Raw genomic sequence first — 19,722 nt, 5'->3', positions numbered from 1 at the left:
ACTTGGCGTGTTCGCGCGCGCAGGTGCCCATTCGTCTCAATCGATACCGAAGACACAATATTCCTGGTTGGACCCTGTGCGCGCGGCCTCCGCCCAGCCCTTCGGGGGCAGCCTAGTAGGTCGGGTACCCGAGCGCCGGAAGGCCGACACGCGAACCCCACGAGCGATCGGCGTGCACCCCGCGACTACGATCAGTTGCGGTGTCGCGCCTCGTGCCGGCGCCGCCCGAATCTGACCCAGGGAGCGAAATGTCGTTGGTGAACGCTGCGCACGGCCGCAGTGAGCGCACCAGCGCCGACCACCCCGGGGGCGAACCGCCCGCCGGTGGCCTGCGACGGCTCCGCGGCCGTGCGGCCGCCTACCTGGCACTGACCAAGCCGCAGGTCATCGAGCTGCTGCTGGTCACCACCATCCCCGCGATGTTCCTCGCGGCCCGCACCATCCCGTCCCCGTGGCTCATCGTGGCCACGCTGGTCGGCGGGGCGATGGCCGCAGGCAGCGCGAACACGCTCAACTGCGTGATCGACGCCGACATCGACAAGGTGATGAACCGCACCAAGCGGCGCCCGCTCGTGCGCGACTCGGTGCCACGGCGCAACGCCCTGGTGTTCGGCCTCGTGCTCGGCGCGGGTTCGTTCCTGATGCTGTTCTTCACGGTGAACCTGCTCGCCGCCGTGCTCGCGATCGCGACGATCCTGTTCTACATCTTCGTCTACACCCTCGGCCTCAAGCGCCGCACCGCGCAGAACGTGGTGTGGGGCGGCGCCGCGGGCTGCATGCCGGTGGTGATCGGCTGGGCCGCGGTGACCGGCACGGTGCAGTGGCCCGCCTTCGTGATGTTCGGCGTCATCTTCTTCTGGACCCCGCCGCACACCTGGGCGCTGGGCATGAAGTACCGCGACGACTACGAGCGCGCCGGCGTGCCGATGCTGCCCGTGGTCGCGACGCCGGAGCACGTGGCCCGGCAGATCGTCATCTACTCCTGGGTGATGGTCGCCTGGACGCTGCTGCTGCTGCCGGTGACGAGCTGGCTCTACGCCTCGTTCGCGGTGCTGGCGGGCGCCTGGTTCCTCTTCTACGCGCACTCCCTGCAACGGCAGGTCCGGCGCGGGGTGGAGACCAAGCCGATGGCGTTGTTCCACCGGTCCAACACCTATCTGATGGTCGTGTTCTGCGCGCTGGCCGTCGACTCCGCGATCGGCCTGCCCGCGCTCGGCCTGCCCTTCTAGGACCGGCGCGGGAAAAATCCGCCGTACCGGGAATTCCCCGGCGGGTAGGGTCGTTGGTTGCCCAAGCCGACCATCAATCCTGAAGTGAAGGCGGGTTGCTCTTGTCCGTGTCCCCAGAACGGGAACCCGACAACGCAGGAGACCTCGCGGGGGAGCAGGACTACGTGTCGCTGCTCTACCGCAAGCTGGACGCCGAGCGGGAGTTCGCCCAGCGGCGCCTCACCGGGGCGCTCGGGCAGGCGGGGGGCACCCCGCAGGCTCGCACCGAGCGGGACGTCGCGACCACCACGTACTCCGAGCGGCTGGCGCAGCTCTCGTCGGTCGAGCAGGGGCTGTGCTTCGGCAGGCTCGACTTCGACTCCGGCGAGACCACCTACGTGGGCAGGCTGGGCCTGTTCGACGAGGACGGCGACTACGAGCCGCTGCTGCTCGACTGGCGTGCCCCGGCGGCGCGGCCGTTCTACCTGGCGACTGCGGCCTCGCCCGAGGGCGTGCGGCGGCGGCGCCACATCCGCACCCTCAGCCGCCGCGTCGTCGCGCTCGACGACGAGATCCTCGACCTGCGCGCCGCGGACCAGGGGCACGACCTCGGGCTCGCCGGAGAGGCGGCGCTGCTGGCCGCGCTGGAGCGCCGCCGCACGGGCGAGATGAGCGACATCGTCGCCACCATCCAGGCCGAGCAGGACCGGATCATCCGCGACGAGCTGAGCGGTGTGCTCGTCGTGCAGGGCGGGCCCGGCACCGGCAAGACGGCGGTGGCCCTGCACCGCGCCGCGTACCTGCTCTACACCTACCGCCAGCAGCTGGCCACGCGCGGCGTCCTGGTGGTCGGGCCGAACAGCACGTTCCTGCGCTACATCGGCCAGGTGCTGCCGTCGCTCGGCGAGACCGGCGTGCTGCTCTCGACCGTCGGCCAGCTGTTCCCCGGGGTGCGCGCCACGGGTGCGGACACCCGCGAGGCCGCCGAGGTCAAGGGCCGCCGGACCATGATCGAGGTGCTCGCCGATGCCGTCGCCGACCGGCAGCAGGTGCCGGACGACGTGCTCGAGGTCGAGTTCGACGACGGCGTGCTGGAGCTGGACCGCGCCACCTGCGAGCAGGCCAGGGCCAGGGCACGCGCCACCCTCCGCCCGCACAACGTCGCCCGCCGGGTGTTCGTCGACCAGCTGCTGGACGCGCTGGCCGAGCAGGCGAGCGGGCGGTTGGAGGTGGACCTGTTCGAGGGCGTGCCGGAGATCCCGCTCGACGAGGGGGAGACCGCCGGTGCCGAGGTCCTCGACGCGGGGGACCGGGCCGACATCCGGGCCGAGCTGGCCGCCTCGGACAAGGTGCTCGCGGCGCTGGACTCGCTGTGGCCGCGGCTGACCCCGCAGCGGCTGCTGCGCGACCTGCTCGGTGCACCCGAGCGGCTGAAGTCCGCGGCGGGCGGCCGGCTGACCGAGGCCGAGCGCGCGTCCCTCGTCCGCCCGCCGAAGTCGCGGTGGACCCCGGCCGACGTGCCCCTGCTCGACGAACTGGCGGAGCTGCTCGGCGAGGACGACACCGAGGAGCGTGCCGCCCGCGAGCGCCGGGAACGTGAGGAGCGCGCGTACGCCGAGGGCGTGCTGGACATCCTCGACCAGGACGAGGAGATCGTCGACGAGGAGATCCTGCGGGTCAGCGACATCCTCGACGCCGAGCTGTTCGCCGAACGCCAGCAGCGCCGCAGTGAGCTGACCGCCGCCGAGCGGGCCGCGCGGGACCGGCGCTGGACGTTCGGGCACCTGATCGTCGACGAGGCGCAGGAGCTGTCGCCGATGGACTGGCGGCTGCTCATGCGCCGCTGCCCGAGCCGGTCGATGACCCTGGTCGGCGACGTCGCGCAGACCGGCGCGGCCGCGGGCGCCTCGTCGTGGGGCGAGATGCTGAGCCCGTACGTCGAGGACCGGTGGCGGCTGCGCGAGCTGACCGTCAACTACCGCACCCCGGCCGAGATCATGGACCTCGCCGCCGGCGCGCTCGCGAACGTCGACCCGCGGCTGCGTGCGCCGGCATCGGTGCGCGAGAGCGGGATCCCGCCGTGGCAGCGCCCGCTCGGGGACGCGAGCCTGCGGGAGATCGTCGCCGGCGAGCTGCGCGCGGCCGACGGGGGCACCGTCGCGGTGCTCTGCCCGGCCGGGCGGCTCGCGGCCCTGCGCGAGGAGCTGCCGGAGGACGAGCGGTTGTCGCTGCTGGGCGTCGAGGAGGCCAAGGGCCTGGAGTTCGACGGCGTGCTGGTGCTCGCGCCGGAGGAGATCGTGGCCGGCTCCCCGCGAGGCTGGAACGACCTGTACGTCGCGCTCACGCGCGCGACCCGGCGGCTGGGCGTCGTCTACACCGAGCACGCGCTGGAACCACTTGTGGGTGCCGGATAAGGACTGGTCAACGCCCGGTTAAGGTGAGCGCCATGCGTAACGCTGGCAAGATCATGATCGTGGTGGCCGCCGCGCTGAGCATCGCCGCCTGCTCTCCCCACCAGGAGCCCTCGTCCTACCCGCCCGGGGACGGCCCGACGTACCCGGCGCCCAACCCGGCGGGCGTCTCCGCGTCGGCCGCCGCGGCGCCGACGACGCAGCAGCTGAAGCCCTGCACGGCCGACGACGTGAAGGTGACCGGGCAGTTCGGCAGCAAGCCGACCGTGACGATCCCGGACACCTGCGGCGCGCCGACCACGCTGCTGACCGAGGACCTGCAGCCCGGCACGGGCCCGGCGGCCAAGAACGGCAGCCAGTTGCAGGTCAACTACGACCTGTACACCTGGTCGGACAAGGTCGACCAGCAGAATTCCTTCGCGAGCGGCGCGTTCCCGCTGACGCTCGGTCAGGGCAGTGTCATCCAGGGCTGGGACGAGGGCCTGGTCGGCGTCAAGCAGGGCGGGCGCCGCCTGCTGATCATCCCGCCGGACAAGGGCTACGGCGCGACGGGCAACCAGAGCATCAAGCCCAACGAGACCCTGGTGTTCGTCGTGGACGCGGTCAAGGTCACCGGCTGACGCCGATGGAGCTGCGCGGGGCGGTGGCGGTGGTGACGGGTGCGTCGTCCGGTATCGGCGCCGCCACCGCGCTCGCGCTGCACGACGCCGGGGCCACGCTCGTCCTGCACGGCCGGGACACCGCGCGGCTGGCCGAGTTGGCCGAGCGCACCGGCGGCGCGGTGGTGACCGGGGACCTGGCCGACGTCGCGGCGGTCCCCGCACTGGCGGAGGAGATGCTGGCCCGCTTCGGCCGGGTGGACGTCCTGGTGAACAACGCGGGCGTCGGCTGGGCGGGTCCGTTCGGCGAGATGACCGCACAGGACGTGCGGCGGGTGGTCGACGTGAACCTGACCGCCCCGATCGAGCTCACCCGGGCGCTGCTGCCCGCGCTGCGCGTCCGGCCCGCCGCGCGCGTGGTGTTCGTCACCTCGATCGCCGGGCGGACGGGAGTCGCCGGCGAATCGGTCTACTCGGCCGTGAAAGCCGGATTGGACGGTTTCGCCGAAAGCCTCCGATTCGAGCTCGCCGGAACGGCGGTGCGAATCGGGGTCGTCGTGCCCGGAGTGGTGGACACCGAATTCTTCGCCCGGCGCGGGCGGCCCTACGAACGCAGTTCCCCGCGCCCCGTTCCCGCCGCCCGCGTCGCCGCGGCGGTGCTGCGCGCGGCCCGCGAAGACCGCGCTGATCAGTATGTTCCGCGCTGGTTACGGCTGCCGGTACTCGTGCGGGGTGTCCTGCCGGGCGTGTACCGTGGGTTGGCGGCCCGATTCGGTGGTTCCGGCTGAGATGCCGGAATCTTTTTGCCCTGGGGAGCGCTGCAACTCGATGTGTTGATCCCGGTTCTCCTCGGTTTCGCGACCGCGTTTCTTTTTGCCGCCTCCGCCGCACTCCAGCGGAGCGCGGTGCTCGTCGTGGCCGACGCCGACACCGAGCACCGGGCCAACCGGCACCGCATCCCCATCCTCTGGCTCATCCGCAGGCTCGTCCGGCAGCGCATCTGGATCACCGGCTGGCTCACCAACCTGCTCGGCTTCGTCAGCCAGGCCGCCGCCCTGCACTTCGGCTCCATCGCACTGGTCCAGCCGCTGCTGGTCACCCAGCTGCTGTTCGCGCTGCCGATGGCCTCGGCCGTCATCCGGCAGTGGCCCGCGGCCCGGGACTGGGTCGCCGCCGTCGCGATCAGCGGCGGGGTGGCGTGCTTCCTCGCCGTCGAGGGCGCGGCCCCGCTGGACGGCTCCCCCGACCGGGGGAGACTGGTGGTGGCGGTCGTGGTCGCCGCCGCGGCCGTGGTGACGCTCGTGCAGATCGCCCAGGGCCGTGGCCCGCTGATGCACAGCGCGCTCATCGCGAGCGCCGCCGGCGTCTGCTACGCGATCAGCGCCGCGCTGATGAAGCTCACCACCGACGACCTGCTCAACCACGGCGTGCTGGCCACCGCGCTCGACTGGCCCGGCTACGTGCTCGCGCTGTCCACCCTCAGCGGTCTGCTGCTGGGCCAGCAGGCCTACGGCTCCGGATCGCTCTCGGCCGCCATCGCGGTGATGTCGATCGTCAACCCGGCCGTGAGCTACGTGCTCGGCATGCTCGCCTTCCACGCCACCCTCTCCACCTCGCCCGGTCCGCTCGCCGCCTCGGCCGGCGCCGCGGCGCTGCTGGTGGCGGGCGTGTTCGGTTTGGCCCATTCGCCCACCGTGCAACGGGAAACCACCCGGACGGCAACACATGGCGTTTACCCGAACGCCGGTAACGTGCCCCGCAAAGTTGCGGCCCCCGCGCAACCGCCGGACACTTAGGCCCAGGAGTGATACGAAACGTGAAGCACGCGAACGCGCACCCCGAGCGCCATCTGGTGATCGAGATCCCCCATCTGCGGGGGACGCTGGCGCGAGCGCTGGTCCTGCTCCTGGAGACCGTCGTCGTCCCGAGCGCCCTGCTGGCGGTCCTGCTGCACTTCGCGGGCCTGGTGCCGGCGCTGTGCGCGGTGCTCGGCTGGTCGGTGTTCGTCATCGGCGCCCGCCGGATGATGCGCCGGGACCTGCCGCGGACGCTGCTGCTGTGCACGGGCATGCTGGTCAGCCGCGCCTGCTTCGCCCTCATCACCTCCAGCGCCGTGGTGTACGTGCTGCAGCCGGCACTCGGCTCGGTCGTGATGTTCCTGATCTTCGTGGGCAGCGCCGTGATCGGCAGGCCCATCACCGCCCGGCTGGCGCGGGACTTCGTCCGCCTGCCCGCGGAGCTGTTCGCCCACCGCACGGTGAACCGGGTGTTCGTCGAGGTCGCCCTGATGTGGGGCGGTTCGCGGCTCATCGACGCCGCGATGACCATCGGCTTCCTGCACTGGGGCGTCGAGGCGGGACTGCTCTCGCGCGGCGTGCTCAGCACGCTGCTCACCGCGCTGACCATCGCGGTGTGCGCCGGGCACGGCTGGCGGAAGCTGCGCCGGGTGCCGGGCGTGACGCTGCGGATGGGCTGGCGCAACGCCGCCGGGCCGGCGCCGGCACCCGTCGGCTGAGCGAGCGCCCGGCGGGGTTTTCGTGCTATATGACGGAGTGTGCTCACAGCCGGGTCGTCAACCAACTCCCCGTTAACGCTGCGGTACCAGCCGGGGTCGGCTACGCGCCCCCGCTGGTGGGGTGAGCTGCTCGCAGGTGTGGCGCTCTTCGCCGTCTACCTGCTGATCGAGGCGAAGCCGCTGCCGTCGCGCGAACTGCGCGCGCTGGACAGCGGTGCCGCGATCCTGTGGCTGGAACGGGCCCTGCACCTGGACTTCGAGCTGCCGATGAACCAGTGGCTGGCCGGGCAGGGCTGGCTGCGCACCCTGGCGAACTACGAGTACGCGGTCACCTACATCGCCAGCGCGCTGATCCTGCTGGTCTGGGTCTATCTGCGTCATCCCGGCCACTACCGGCAGGTGCGCAACTCGTTCGCCTGGCTCAACCTGCTGGCCCTGCTGTGCTTCTGGCTGTTTCCCGTCGCCCCGCCGCGGATGCTCCCCGGCGCGGGCTTCGCCGATACCGTCCGGCTCGGGCACACGGTCGGCTCGTGGGGCTCGCCGCTGGTGGAGAACGCCAACCAGCTCGCCGCGATGCCCTCCCTGCACGTGGGCTGGGCGCTGTGGGTGTCGGTGGTGCTGGCGCGGATCTCGGGCGGCCGGGCGGTGCAGGCCCTCAGCGCGGTGCACGTGCTCGTCACCCTCGCGGTGATCCTGGCGACCGGCAACCACTACTGGCTCGACGCGGCGGGCGCTGTCGTCGTCGTGGCGGCCGGTGTCATGATCGCGGACGTGGCGAGACGAGAAACGGACCGGATCCCGGCGTCGGACGCGTTCTTCCTGCACGTGGAGACGCCGGACGCGCCGCAGCACGTCGGCGGCCTGATCATGCTGGACACCTCGCGCGCGGGCACGCCGCCCACGCACGAGGTGGCCAGGGCGGCCATCACCGCGAAGCTGGCCGAGCGCCCCGAGTTCCGCAAGCGGCTGGGGCCGCCGACCCGCTGGCGCCGGTGGCGCTGGGTCGAGCACGCCGACATCGACTGGTCCTGGCACGTGCCCGTGTTCGACCTGTCCCGCGACGGCCGCCCGGGCGGGATGGGCGCGCTGCACCGGCTCGTCGCCGAGCTGGCGGGGCAGCAGCTGCCGCGGGACCGGCCGCTGTGGCGGTTCTGCGTGGTCAACGGCGTCGAGGAGGACGTCGCGGCCGTCGTGTCGCTGGTGCACCACTCGGTGGCGGACGGGATCGGCACGATCAACCTCATGCTCGACCTGTTCAGCTCACCGGACCTGACCTCGGCGCTCGGCGAGGTGAAGCGGCCGGGCCCGCTCCGGCAGCTCGCCGGTGGCGTCCTGGGCATCGCGCAGCTGGCCACCGACTCCCGCCCGCAGACGCGGCTGCCGGTGTCGGACTCCCCGGCACGCGAGTTCGGCACGCTGAAGCTGGACCTGGAGTGGATGCGCAGGCTCGCCCGCCGCCACGGGGTCCGCGTCACCGACCTGCTGCTGGCCGGCACGGCCGCCGCGCTGCGCCGTGTCGCCAAGGGGCCGCTGCCGGAGAAGCTGCTGGTCTCGGTGCCGCTGATGGCGGCGGAGCAGCGGGCGGGGATGGCGGGCAACGTCACCGCCGCGGTGATGGTCGAGGTGCCGATGGGGGACATGGCCGAGACCGACCGGCTGGCCGCCATCGCGAAGGCGAGCACGAGGCTGCGGACCGGCACCCGGGCGATCGCGTCGCGGTTCGTGCAGCACACCGTGGCGAACCTGATGCCGCCGGTGTTCCACGCGTGGTTCGCCCGCACGGTCTACGGCGGGCGGTTCTTCAACGGCACGGCCTCGAACATGCCGGGCGCGAGCTGGCAGGTCACCTTCGCCGGCTACCCGCTCATCACGGCGTTCCCGATCATCCCGATCGCCCCCGGCACCCCGTTCGTCGTCGGGGTGCTGGGCTGGTACGGATCGTTCTCGATGAGCGTGGCCACCGACCCGGCCTTCGTCGACGACGCCGAGGCGTTCGTCAAGGAGTTCCGGAAGGTCCTCGACGAGGTGGCCTAGTCACGCTCGGGCACGCCCCACGCCAGCGCGAGGGTGAGCCGCCGCCGGTTGTCCGGGTCGTCGAGGCGCTCGCCGAACAGCTCGCGCAGCTGGGTGAGCCGGTAGCGCACGGTCTGGGGATGGATGTGCAGCTCCTCGGCCACCGCACGCCGGTCGCCGAGGTGCCGCAGCCAGGACGCGAGCGTCTCGCACAGCCGCTGGCGGGTGACCGGCCCCAGCTCGTCCAGCGGCGCGAGGCACTGCGCCCGGAACGCTTCGAGCAGCCGGGCGTCGCGGTGCACGATGATCGAGTCCAGGTGCTCGTCGACGAACACCGGGTCGTCCTCCAGCACGTGCGTGCGCCGCAGCTGCACGGCCACCTCCGCCACCCGCATGCTCGCCGGCAGGTGCTCCAGCGGCACGGCGTGCCCGACCACCGCGCCCGCGCCGCGCAGCGCCGTGGCCAGCCGCGCGCGCCGCTGCGGGCCGTCCGGGTCCGGCACGATCGCGCACATCATCCGCTGGCGCCGCACGTGCAGGCACGAGTGGTCCAGCCGCGCCAGCAGGGCGCCGCCGACGGGGTTGTCGGGCTCGACGAGGATCACCGCCGCCTCCCGGGGCAGCGGCCAGTCCACCCGCGCGGCCACCGCCCGCACGGCGCCGGAGTCGGACCGGTCGGACAGCAGCATGTTGCCCAGGTCGTCACGCAGGCGCTCCCGGGCCGCGGCGGCTTCGGACTGCTCGAGCACGTAACCGCGGGCGGACGCGGACGACAGCTGGTCGATGAAGATGAACACCGCTTCGGCGAGGGAGGCGAACACGTCGGAGGGCACCCCGACCTCGAGCGCCACCTCCGCCACGTGGTGCCACGCCACCCGCGCGCCGATCTGGTAGGCCGACAGCAGGCTCGTCAGGTCCCGCCCCTGCTGCCACTGCGCGCGGCCGATCTCCTCGAACAGCGGCTGCTCGCCGAGCTGCTCGGGCGGCTGGTCGGAAACCCCCGGCAGCTCGGTGATGTCCCATTTGGCCATCTTCATCAGCCGGTGCAGGAACATGTTGGCCGAAACGAGCACTTCGTCCCGTTCGGTCACGATGAAGTCGGCGTAGTCCGGCCAGTCGTGGCTCAGCAACCGGGTGACGTCGTCGAGCATCCTGGGCAGCCGTTCGGCGGTCGCGGCGGCGAGCTCCTCCAGTTTCGTCTCCGACGAGTCTGCTCTTCTGCCCACTTCCACCGGCTACCTCCACCCTTATGCCGTAGACCGTCCTTCGATCGGGTTAAGACTGTCCGCTCGTGATAACCCGGCCTTCCCGGAATTTGTTTCCTGTGCGAAGAACCACGGCCCCCTCCCGGTGGATTATGGGCGAATGAGCCCCGCACCGACAGGTTCCGACACGGTCGGCGCCTCCGGGCTGTCCCCGCGGCCAGCAGGAAGGGTGGCCACGCTGGAGGAAAAGAAACAGGCCGAGAACTTTCCGGTAGCGCTGCGGATACTTCCCCGGGCGCTGCGCCACGACCTGAGCGCGTTGTACGACGTCGCGCGAGTGATCGACGACCTCGGCGACGAGGCCGAAGGCGACCGGACCGCGGCTCTGCTGCGTTTTCGTGAAGATCTCTCCCGGGCATGGGACGGCGAGCCCGCCGAGCCGGTGCTGCGCCGGCTCGTCCCGGTCATCCGCGCGCGGGGCCTGGACAAGGAGCCGTTCGACCGGCTCGTGCGGGCCAACCTGCAGGACCAGAAGGTCACCCGCTACGCCACCCAGGCCGAGCTCGCCGGTTACTGCACCCTTTCGGCCGACCCCGTCGGCCGCATCGTGCTGCGCATCTTCGGCGTCCGTTCGGCCGAGGCCGAGCGGCTCTCGGACCTGGTCTGCACCGCGCTGCAGCTCGTCGAGCACTGCCAGGACGTGGCAGAGGACAAGCGCGCGGGCCGGGTCTACCTGCCCCAGGACGACCTCGCGCGGTTCGGCGCGACCGATGCCGACCTCGACGCGGAGCGGGCGAACGCGGCGGTCCGCCAGGCCGTCGCGGCCCAGGTGGGTAAAGCACTCGATCAGCTGACCGAAGGTGCGCCGCTGGTGCGGCTGCTGCATGGTTGGGCGCGCCTGGCCATCGCCGGCTACCTGGCCGGCGGTCTGGCGACCGTCGATGCGCTCCGCCGCGCGAACTGGGACGTCCTCTCCGCGACGCCCCGGCCCCGCAAGCGGGACGTGCTGATCCACCTTTCGAAGCTGCTGCTGCGGGGAGGCCGCCGTTGACCGATATCGAAGTCGCTTACGCCGCGTGTGAACGGATCACGAAGACAGAGGCCCGCAACTTCTACTACGGCATCCGGCTGCTGACGCGGCGGCGCCGCTCCGCTCTGTGCGCGGTCTACGCGCTCGCGCGCCGGGTCGACGACATCGGCGACGGGGACCTGCCGATCGAGGAGAAGTCGGTCCGGCTGGAGGAGGTCCGCAAGTCGCTGGCCGAGCTGGACACCAGCACGGACCCGGTGCTCGTCGCGGTCGGGGACGCGGCGAAGCAGTACCCGATCCCGCTGGGCGCGTTCGACGAGCTGCTCGACGGCGTCTGGATGGACATCGAGGGCCGCCGGTACGGCAGCTTCGACGAGCTGACCGATTACTGCCGGTGCGTGGCGGGCTCCGTCGGGCGGTTGTGCCTCGGGGTGTTCGGCAGCAAGCCCCATCCCGACGCCTCCCGCTACGCCGACGCGCTGGGCATCGCGCTGCAGCAGACCAACATCCTGCGCGACATCCGCGAGGACCTGATGAACGGCCGGGTGTACCTGCCGCAGCAGGACCTCGACGCGTTCGGCGTGGAGCTGGCGCTCGACGAGCAGGGCCGGCTGAAGGACACCGACGGCGGGCTGAGCGCGCTCATCCGGCACAGCGCCGCGCGGGCCCGGGAGTGGTACGCCGACGGGCTGCGCCTGGCGCCGCTGCTCGACCGGCGCAGCTCGGCGTCCTGCCTGGCGATGGCGGGCATCTACCGGCAGCTCCTGGAACGCATCAACGACCAGCCTTCCCTCGTGTTCGATCGCCGGCTCTCGCTGTCCGGCCGGGAGAAGCTGGGAGTGGCGGCGCGCGCGCTGTCGGGACGGCTGTCGTGACACCGAGGGTCGCGGTCATCGGCGGTGGCCTCGCGGGCATCACCGCGGCGCTGCGCTGCGCCGACGCCGGTCTGGACGTGACCCTGCTGGAGTCCAAGGGCCACCTCGGCGGGCTCACCCACTCGTTCCGCCGGGGCGAGCTGGACGTGGACAACGGCCAGCACGTGTTCCTGCGCTGCTGCACGTCCTACCTGGACCTGCTGCGGCGGCTGCGGGTGCTGGACAAGGTGCACCTGCAGCCGAGGCTGGCCATCCAGGTCCGCTCACCCCGGCTGCGGGAGCCGGTCTGGTTGCGGCGCAACGCCTTGCCCGCGCCCCTGCACCTGGCGGACTCGGTGCTGAAGTACCGGCCGCTGCCGCTGGCCGACCGGCTGAAGTTCGCCGGCGCCGCCCTCGCGCTGCGCGGGGTCGACCCGGCCTCGCCCAGCACCGACGCGCAGTCCTTCGCGGGCTGGCTGAGCAGGCACGGGCAGAGCGAACGGGCCATCACGAAGCTGTGGGACCTCGTCGGCATCGCCACCCTCAACGCCCCGGCGACGGACGCGTCGCTCGCCCTGGCCGCGACGGTGTTCCAGCTGGGACTGCTCACCGACGCCGCCGCGGCGGACATCGGCTGGTCGAAGGTCCCGCTGCGCGAGCTGCACGGCGACCCGGCGAAGGCGCGGCTCACCGAGGCCGGGGCCCAGGTGCTGCTGGGCACGAAGGTCACCGCGCTCACCCGTGCGGACGACGGGTGGCGGGTCGTGGCGGGGGAGACCGAGTTCGTGGCCGACCGCGTAGTGCTGGCCGTCCCGCCGGACGCCGCGCACCGCCTGCTGCCCGCCGGCAGCGTCAGCCTGCCCGAGGGCTGGGCCGCCCGGCTCGGCAGCTCCCCGATCGTCAACGCGCACGTCGTGTTCGACCGCCGGGTGCTCGACGAGCCGTTCTTCGCCGCGGTCGACTCGCCGGTGCAGTGGGTGTTCGACCGCACCGCACAGTCCGGTGTGGACAGTGGGCAGTACCTGGCCGTCTCGCTGTCGGCCGCCGACGACCTGGTCGACGTCCCCGTGCGGGACGTTCGCGAGCGGATCCTGCCCGCACTGCGGGCGGTTCTGCCCGCCGCCGCGGACGCGGGGGTGCGCGACTTCTTCGTCACCCGCGAGCGGCACGCCACCTTCCGTCCGGCCCCCGGCAGCGCCGCGCTGCGCCCGGGAGCAGTGACCGCCGCCGGCGGGGTCGTGCTCGCCGGTGCGTGGACGGCCACCGGGTGGCCCGCGACGATGGAGGGCGCCGTGCGCAGCGGTGACGCGGCCGCCCGGGCCGTCCTCGGCGTCGCAGGCGTCCACGACGGTTCCACTTCGCGCGAGAGTAAGGACGACTGATGACCGCTGTTCTCGACTCCCTGCAGCAGGGCAGGCAGGCGATCCTGCCGGCGATGCGGGCCGCGCTGGACCGGCTCGACCCGACCAGCCGCTCGATCGCGTACTACCACCTGGGCTGGACCGACCTCGACGGCAACCCGACCTCGGGCGGCGGCAAGGCGGTCCGGCCGGCGCTGGCGCTGCTGTCCGCGGAGGCGGCGGGCGCGCAGCCCGCGGTCGGCCTGCCGGGCGCGGTCGCCGTCGAGCTGGTGCACAACTTCTCGCTGCTGCACGACGATCTGATGGACGGCGACACCGAGCGCAGGCACCGGCCGACGGTGTGGGCGGTGCGCGGTGCGGCGAGCGCGATCCTCACCGGCGACGCGATGCTCTCGCTCGCCCAGGAGGTGCTGCTCGACGTCGACGGGCCGTGCGCGGTCGCCGCGGCCCGGCTGCTGGCCGAGGCCACCAACGAGCTCATCCGCGGCCAGGTGCTCGACGTCGCCTTCGAGCAGCGCAACGACGTCGGCCTCGACGAATGCCTGGACATGGCCGCCGGGAAGACCGGTGCGCTGCTGTCCGCGAGCACCGCGATCGGCGCGGTGCTCGCCGGCGCCGACCGCGCGACCGTCGACGCGCTCGCCGGCTTCGGCGCGGACCTCGGCCTGGCGTTCCAGCTGGTCGACGACGTGCTCGGGATCTGGGGGGAGACGGCGGTGACCGGCAAGCCGGTGTACTCCGACCTGCGGGCGCGCAAGAAGAGCCTGCCGGTGACCTACGCGATCACGCACGGTGGCGGGTTGGGCCGCGAGGTGGCGGAATGGCTGGCCAGGACGGAGCCGCCGGGGGAGGAGTCCGTGCGCCGCGCCGCCGAGCTGATCGAGCAGGCGGGTGGGCGCAAGTGGGCGCTGGACGAGGCCTACCGCCGGATGGCCGCGGGCCGCCGCAAGCTCGAGGACGCGCGCATTCCCGACCACGCGCGAGAGGAGCTGTTGTCGCTCGCGCAGTTCATCGTCACGAGGGAGGCCTGATGACCCAGATCGCCGAAACCCCCAGCGCGCTGCGAAACCCCGCCGACACGCTCGCGCGCGCGGTCGCGCACCTCAAGGGGCTGCAGGAGGACGGCGGCTGGTGGAAGGGCGAGCTGGAGACCAACGTCACGATGGACGCCGAGGACCTGCTGCTGCGGGAGTTCCTCGGCATCCGCACCGCGACCGAGACCGAGGAGGCCGCGCGCTGGATCCGCTCGCAGCAGCGGGCGGACGGCACCTGGGCGACCTTCTACGGTGGCCCCGGCGACCTGTCCACGACCGTCGAGGCGTGGGTCGCGCTGCGGCTGGCCGGCGACTCGCCTGCCGCGCCGCACATGCGGTCCGCGCAGAAGTTCGTGCTGGCGAACGGCGGGCTCGAGGCCACCCGGGTGTTCACCCGGATCTGGCTGGCGCTGTTCGGGCTGTGGTCCTGGGACGAGCTGCCGAACATGCCGCCGGAGCTGATCTTCCTGCCGTCCTGGTTCCCGCTCAACGTCTACGACTGGGGGTGCTGGGCGCGCCAGACCGTGGTCCCGCTGACCATCGTCGCCACGCTGCGCCCGGTCCGCCCGATGGCGTTCGGGGTGGACGAGCTGCGGACCGGCAAGCGGGCGCGCACGAACCTCAAGCCGTGGACCTGGGCGGGCGCCTTCGGATACCTGGACAAGGCGCTGCACACCTACGCCAAGCTGCCGGTGAAGCCGATGCGCGGGCTGGCGATGCGCCAGGCGGCGGAGTGGATCCTCGCCCGGCAGGAGGCCGACGGCTCGTGGGGCGGCATCCAGCCGCCGTGGGTGTACTCGCTGCTCGCGCTGCACCTGCTGGGCTACTCGTTCGAGCACCCCGCGGTGAAGGCCGGGTTCGAGGGCCTCGACGGCTTCATCATCCGGGAGGAGACACCGGACGGCGTGGTGCGGCGGCTGGAGGCCTGCCAGTCGCCGGTGTGGGACACCGGCCTGGCCATGACCGCGCTGCACGACGCGGGCGTGCCCGCCGACGACCCCACGCTGCTGAAGGCGGCGGACTGGCTGCTGGGCGAGGAGATCCGGGTCACCGGCGACTGGGCGGTGAAGCGGCCCACGACGCCGCCGGGCGGGTGGGCGTTCGAGTTCGCCAACGACGTCTACCCCGACACCGACGACACCGCCGAGATCGTGCTCGCGCTGCGGCGCACCGCGTACCCGGACCGGCCGCGGCTGAAGGAGGCCGTCGACCGCGCGACCATCTGGCTGCGGGGCATGCAGTCGAGCGACGGCGGATGGGGCGCCTTCGACGCGGACAACACCCGTACGCTCACGACGAAGCTGCCGTTCTGCGACTTCGGGGCCGTCATCGACCCGCCGTCGGCCGACGTCACCGCGCACGTGGTGGAGATGCTGGCCGCGGAGGGGCTCACGGGTACCCGCGAGTGCCGCCGCGGGGTGCAGTGGCTGCTGGACGCGCAGGAGGACAACGGTTCCTGGTTCGGCCGGTGGGGTGCCAACCACCTCTACGGCACGGGTGCCGTGGTGCCCGCGCTGGTGGCGGCCGGGGTCTCGCCCGCCGATCCGGTGATCCGGCGCGCGGTCGCCTGGCTCGCGCGGTGCCAGAACCCCGACGGCGGCTGGGGCGAGGACCTGCGGTCCTACCGGGACCCGGCGTGGATCGGCAAGGGCGACTCGACCGCTTCGCAGACCGCGTGGGCGTTGCTGGCGCTGCTCGCGGCCGGCGAGCGTGGTTCGTCCACTGTGGAGCGTGGCGTGCGGTGGCTGGCGGAGACGCAGCGTCCTGACGGCACCTGGGACGAGCCGCAGTTCACCGGCACCGGGTTCCCCGGCGACTTCTACATCAACTACCACCTCTACCGGCTGGTCTTCCCGGTCTCGGCGCTCGGTCGCTACCTGGAGGGCTCATGACCGGTGTGGTGTGTGCGCCGATGTACCTCGAGGCGGCGGCGCTGCGGGCGCCCGGGGTGCGCGTGCTGCACACGGGTATGGGACCGCGGCGGGCGGCCGAGTCGGCCGAGCGGCTGACCGGCGGTGCGCCGGTGCTCGTCGCGGGGATCGGGGGCGCGGTCACCGACGGCGTGCGACCCGGCGACCTGGTGGTGGCGACCGAGCTCGACGGCCCGGAGGGCCCGGTGCGGCTGCGGTCCGCGCCGCTGCTGGCGGCGTCGTTGCGCCGCCTCGGGCTGACCGTCCACACCGGACCGGTCGCTTCGTCGGAGTCGCTGGTGGACGGCGTCGACCGGGGCCGGTTCGCCGCCAGGGGTGCGCTCGCGGTGGACATGGAGTCCGCCCAGTTCGCCACCGTACCGGGGCCGCTGGCCGTGGTACGCGCCGTGGTGGACACCCCCGACCGTCCACTGTGGCGCCCCGGCACGGTGCTGCGCGGCATCGCCGGGCTGCGGTCGTTGCGGGCGGCCGCGCCGGCCCTGCGCGAGTGGTGTGAGGCGGCGGGGGCCGGGGAGATCCTGCTGGCCAGCCCGCGCTCGTTCTGCGCGGGGGTGGACCGGGCGATCGAGATCGTCGAGCGCGCGCTCGAACGGTACGGCGCGCCGGTCTACGTGCGGCGGCAGATCGTGCACAACGCCCACGTGGTGCGCAGGCTCGAGGGCATGGGCGCGATCTTCGTGCAGGAGGTCGACGAGGTGCCCCCGGGCGCCACGACCGTGCTCGCCGCGCATGGTGTCGCGCCGGCCGTGCGCCAGGACGCGGTGGCCAAGGACCTCAAGGTGATCGACGCGACCTGCCCGCTGGTGACCAAGGTGCACAACGAGGTCCGCCGGTACAGCTCACGCGGGGACACGGTGCTGCTCATCGGGCACGCCGACCACGAGGAGGTGGAAGGCACCATCGGCGAGGCGCCGGAGCAGGTCGTCGTCGTGGAGGACGCCTCGGCGGCCGCGCAGGTGCGGGTGCGCGACCCGGAGAAGGTCGCCTACGCGATGCAGACGACGCTGGCCGTGGACGAGGCGGAGGAGATCGCCTCCGTGCTGCGCGAACGGTTCCCGGCGATGGCCGTGCCGCGGCGGGACGACATCTGTTACGCCACGACGAACCGGCAGCGCGCCGTGCGCGCCGTCGCCGAGCACGCCGACCTGGTGCTGGTGGTCGGCTCGGCGAACTCGTCGAACTCCAAGCGGCTGGTGGAGGTGGCGCGCCGGCACGGCGCGCCGGCCCACCTGGTCGATGACGTGTCCGAAGTGGACATGCGCTGGCTCGCCGGTGCAGGGCGGATCGGGATCACCGCGGGTGCTTCCGCGCCGCCGCACCTGGTGGAGGAACTGACTCAGTGCCTGGCCGGGCTCGGCCGTACCTCGGTACGGGACAGCCAGGTGGCCGACGAAGACGTCCGATTCACGTTACCTCGGGAAGTGGGGTAGATCATGGCAATGCCGTTGCGTCAGTCCATCCGGCTCGGCGCCTACCTGGCCAAGCAGAAGTTGCAGCGCAGGGACAAGTACGCGGTGCTGGTGGAGCTGGAACCGCTGTACGCGTGCAACCTCAAGTGCGGTGGCTGCGGGAAGATCCAGCAGCCCGCGCATCTGCTCAAGCAGCGGATGCCGGTGCAGCAGGCCATCGGGGCGGTGGAGGAGAGCGGCGCGCCGATGGTCTCCATCGCCGGCGGCGAGCCGCTGATGCACCCGCAGATCGACGAGATCACCCGGATCCTGCTGGAGCGGGGCAAGATCGTGTTCCTGTGCACGAACGCGCTGCTGCTGTCCAAGCACATCCACAAGTTCAAGCCGCACCGCAACTTCGCGTGGATGGTGCACATCGACGGCCTCGAGGAGAAGCACGACGCCTCGGTGCGCAAGGAGGGCGGCTTCCAGGCGGCGATCGACGCGATCAAGATGGCGAAGGACCTCGGGTTCAAGGTGATGACGAACACGACGTTCTTCAACACCGACACCCCGCAGGACGTCATCGACGTGCTGGACTACCTCAACGACGTCGTCGGCGTGGACAACATGCAGCTCTCGCCGGGCTACGCGTACGAGAAGGCGCCCGACCAGGAGCACTTCCTCGGCGTGCAGCAGACGCGTGAGCTGTTCTCGAAGGCCTTCGCCGACGGGCGGCGCAAGAAGTGGCGGCTCAACCACTCGCCGCTGTTCCTCGACTTCATCGAGGGCAAGAAGGACTTCGAGTGCACGCCGTGGGGCATCCCGTCCTACTCGCTGCTGGGCTGGCAGCGCCCGTGCTACCTGCTCGACGACGGCTACGCCAAGACCTGGCGCGAGCTGATCGAGGAGACCGACTGGGACAAGTTCGGCCGGGGCAAGGACCCCCGGTGCGCCAACTGCATGGCGCACTGCGGTTACGAGCCCACCGCGGTCATCGCGACCACCAGCTCGCTGAAGGAGACGATCCGCGCCGCGGTCGGCGCCTGAGGCGGTGCGGCCGTCCCGCGACCGCGGTTCCCGGACCGCCAGGCCTCGAGCCTGGCGGTCCGGTCCGTTCCACGGCGCTCAGGGCAGCAGCAGGAGCTTCCCGGTGGTCCGCCTGCCCTGCAGGTCCTCGTGCGCCTGGCGGGCGTCGGCCAGCGGATAGCGGTGCCCCACCCGGACGTTCAGCGAACCGTCCACAACGGACTGGAACAGCTCGCCCGCGCGCCAGTCCAGCTCTTCGCGAGTGCGCACGTAGTGCGCGCTGGTCGGCCGGGTCAGGTACAGCGAGCCGCCCTTGTTGAGGCGTTGCGGGTCGACCGGCGGGACCGGACCGCTCGCCGCGCCGAACAGCGCCAGCACGCCCCGCACGCGCAGGCTCGCGAGGCTGCCGTCGAACGTCGTCCTGCCGACGCCGTCGTAGACCACCGCGACACCCTCGCCGCCGGTCAGCTCGCGGGTCCGCTCGGCGAAGTCGGCCTGGTCGTACCGGATCACGTCGTCCGCGCCGGCCTCGCGGGCGAGCTTCTCCTTCTCCTCGGTGGACACCGTGGCGATCACCCGCGCCCCGCGGGCCTTCGCCAGCTGGGTCAGCAGCAGGCCGACGCCACCGGCGGCCGCGTGCACCAGGACGTCGTCGCCGTCGTCGACCTCGTACGTCGAGCGGACCAGGTAGTGCGCGGTGATGCCCTGCAGCATCAGCGCGGCGGCCGTCTCGTCCGGGACGCCGTCCGGCACCCGCACGGCGATCTTCGCGGCCACCTTGGCTTGTGCGGCATAGCTGCCGATCTGCCCCTGCCACGCGACCCGGTCGCCGGGCTCGAAGTCCGGCACACCGGATCCGACCGCGGCGACGGTGCCCGCGCCCTCGAGGCCGAGCGTGAGCGGCAGCTCCATCGGGTAGAGCCCGCTGCGGTGGTAGGTGTCGATGTAGTTCACGCCCGCGGCCGCGACGTCCACCAGCAGCTCACCCGGCCCCGGGTCGCCGATCTCGACCTCGGCGACCTCCAGCACCTCGGGGCCGCCGGTCTGCCGGATCTGCACTGCCGTGGGCATGGGTCCTCCTGCATGCGTGGGATACGGGTCTGTCAGGTCCCAAGTCTCACACCCGCTGAGATGTTCCGCCGCA

Annotated in this window: 16 protein-coding genes; 14 read left to right on the top strand and 2 right to left on the bottom strand. The window is 72.3% G+C overall.

Annotation, left to right across the window (positions count from 1 at the left end; all coding sequences use genetic code 11):
• Positions 1 to 248 precede the first annotated feature (248 nt).
• The 7 genes from LWP59_RS21085 to LWP59_RS21055 all read left to right on the top strand — a co-directional run bounded on the left by LWP59_RS21085 (position 249) and on the right by LWP59_RS21055 (position 8,767).
• Positions 249 to 1,229, top strand: coding sequence for a heme o synthase (locus tag LWP59_RS21085; protein WP_144642516.1), 981 nt, complete (start codon positions 249 to 251; stop codon positions 1,227 to 1,229).
• 107 nt (positions 1,230 to 1,336) lie between these two features.
• Positions 1,337 to 3,622, top strand: coding sequence for a helicase domain-containing protein (locus LWP59_RS21080; RefSeq protein ID WP_144642532.1), 2,286 nt, complete (start codon positions 1,337 to 1,339; stop codon positions 3,620 to 3,622).
• A 32-nt stretch (positions 3,623 to 3,654) separates the two neighbouring features.
• On the top strand, positions 3,655 to 4,239 hold the full coding sequence (locus LWP59_RS21075; protein ID WP_144642515.1) for an FKBP-type peptidyl-prolyl cis-trans isomerase: 585 nt from the start codon (positions 3,655 to 3,657) through the stop codon (positions 4,237 to 4,239).
• Positions 4,240 to 4,244: 5 nt separating this feature from the next.
• Positions 4,245 to 5,006: an SDR family NAD(P)-dependent oxidoreductase gene (locus LWP59_RS21070; protein ID WP_144642514.1), complete on the top strand. Its 762-nt coding sequence runs from the start codon at positions 4,245 to 4,247 to the stop codon at positions 5,004 to 5,006.
• Positions 5,007 to 5,048: 42 nt separating this feature from the next.
• Positions 5,049 to 6,014, top strand: a complete 966-nt coding sequence (locus LWP59_RS21065; protein ID WP_144642513.1) for a DMT family transporter — start codon at positions 5,049 to 5,051, stop codon at positions 6,012 to 6,014.
• Between the two features lie 20 nt (positions 6,015 to 6,034).
• Positions 6,035 to 6,733 carry a DUF3159 domain-containing protein gene (locus LWP59_RS21060; protein ID WP_229857233.1) on the top strand — a complete coding sequence of 233 codons (699 nt, stop codon included), beginning with the start codon at positions 6,035 to 6,037 and terminating at the stop codon, positions 6,731 to 6,733.
• A gap of 138 nt (positions 6,734 to 6,871) precedes the next feature.
• Entirely contained in the window at positions 6,872 to 8,767 is a 1,896-nt protein-coding gene (locus LWP59_RS21055; RefSeq protein WP_229857234.1) for a bifunctional phosphatase PAP2/O-acyltransferase family protein, read from the top strand.
• Here LWP59_RS21055 and LWP59_RS21050 read toward each other — a convergent pair.
• Positions 8,764 to 9,972, bottom strand: coding sequence for a PucR family transcriptional regulator (locus tag LWP59_RS21050; RefSeq protein ID WP_229857235.1), 1,209 nt, complete (start codon positions 9,970 to 9,972; stop codon positions 8,764 to 8,766). The genes LWP59_RS21055 and LWP59_RS21050 overlap by 4 nt on opposite strands.
• Positions 9,973 to 10,180: 208 nt before the next feature.
• On the opposite strand from LWP59_RS21050, the gene hpnC reads away from it, so the two are divergent.
• The 7 genes from hpnC to hpnH are packed head-to-tail and all read left to right on the top strand — an operon-like array spanning position 10,181 to position 18,599.
• On the top strand, positions 10,181 to 11,002 hold the full coding sequence (gene hpnC, locus LWP59_RS21045; RefSeq protein ID WP_229857237.1) for a squalene synthase HpnC: 822 nt from the start codon (positions 10,181 to 10,183) through the stop codon (positions 11,000 to 11,002).
• On the top strand, positions 10,999 to 11,856 hold the full coding sequence (gene hpnD / locus LWP59_RS21040) for a presqualene diphosphate synthase HpnD (protein ID WP_144642509.1): 858 nt from the start codon (positions 10,999 to 11,001) through the stop codon (positions 11,854 to 11,856). The genes hpnC and hpnD overlap by 4 nt, the downstream gene beginning before the upstream one ends.
• Complete coding sequence (hpnE, locus tag LWP59_RS21035) at positions 11,853 to 13,217, top strand: hydroxysqualene dehydroxylase HpnE (RefSeq protein WP_144642508.1); 1,365 nt, start codon at positions 11,853 to 11,855, stop codon at positions 13,215 to 13,217. The genes hpnD and hpnE overlap by 4 nt, the downstream gene beginning before the upstream one ends.
• Positions 13,217 to 14,227: a polyprenyl synthetase family protein gene (locus LWP59_RS21030; RefSeq protein WP_144642507.1), complete on the top strand. Its 1,011-nt coding sequence runs from the start codon at positions 13,217 to 13,219 to the stop codon at positions 14,225 to 14,227. The genes hpnE and LWP59_RS21030 overlap by 1 nt, the downstream gene beginning before the upstream one ends.
• On the top strand, positions 14,227 to 16,122 hold the full coding sequence (gene shc / locus LWP59_RS21025; protein WP_144642506.1) for a squalene--hopene cyclase: 1,896 nt from the start codon (positions 14,227 to 14,229) through the stop codon (positions 16,120 to 16,122). Before LWP59_RS21030 ends, shc begins: the two co-directional genes overlap by 1 nt.
• Entirely contained in the window at positions 16,119 to 17,591 is a 1,473-nt protein-coding gene (gene ispH, locus LWP59_RS21020) for a 4-hydroxy-3-methylbut-2-enyl diphosphate reductase (RefSeq protein WP_144642505.1), read from the top strand. The genes shc and ispH overlap by 4 nt, the downstream gene beginning before the upstream one ends.
• A 3-nt stretch (positions 17,592 to 17,594) precedes the next feature.
• Positions 17,595 to 18,599, top strand: a complete 1,005-nt coding sequence (gene hpnH, locus LWP59_RS21015) for an adenosyl-hopene transferase HpnH (protein ID WP_144642504.1) — start codon at positions 17,595 to 17,597, stop codon at positions 18,597 to 18,599.
• Between the two features lie 78 nt (positions 18,600 to 18,677).
• Here the strand turns inward: hpnH and LWP59_RS21010 are convergent, their stop codons facing one another.
• Entirely contained in the window at positions 18,678 to 19,649 is a 972-nt protein-coding gene (locus tag LWP59_RS21010; RefSeq protein ID WP_144642503.1) for a quinone oxidoreductase family protein, read from the bottom strand.
• Between the last annotated feature and the right edge of the window lie 73 nt (positions 19,650 to 19,722).

Source organism: Amycolatopsis acidiphila, assembly GCF_021391495.1.
GTDB classification, from domain to species: Bacteria; Actinomycetota; Actinomycetes; order Mycobacteriales; family Pseudonocardiaceae; genus Amycolatopsis_E; species Amycolatopsis_E acidiphila.
Note: the sequence above shows the minus strand (reverse complement) of the source record. Positions and strands in the feature narration are given on the sequence as shown.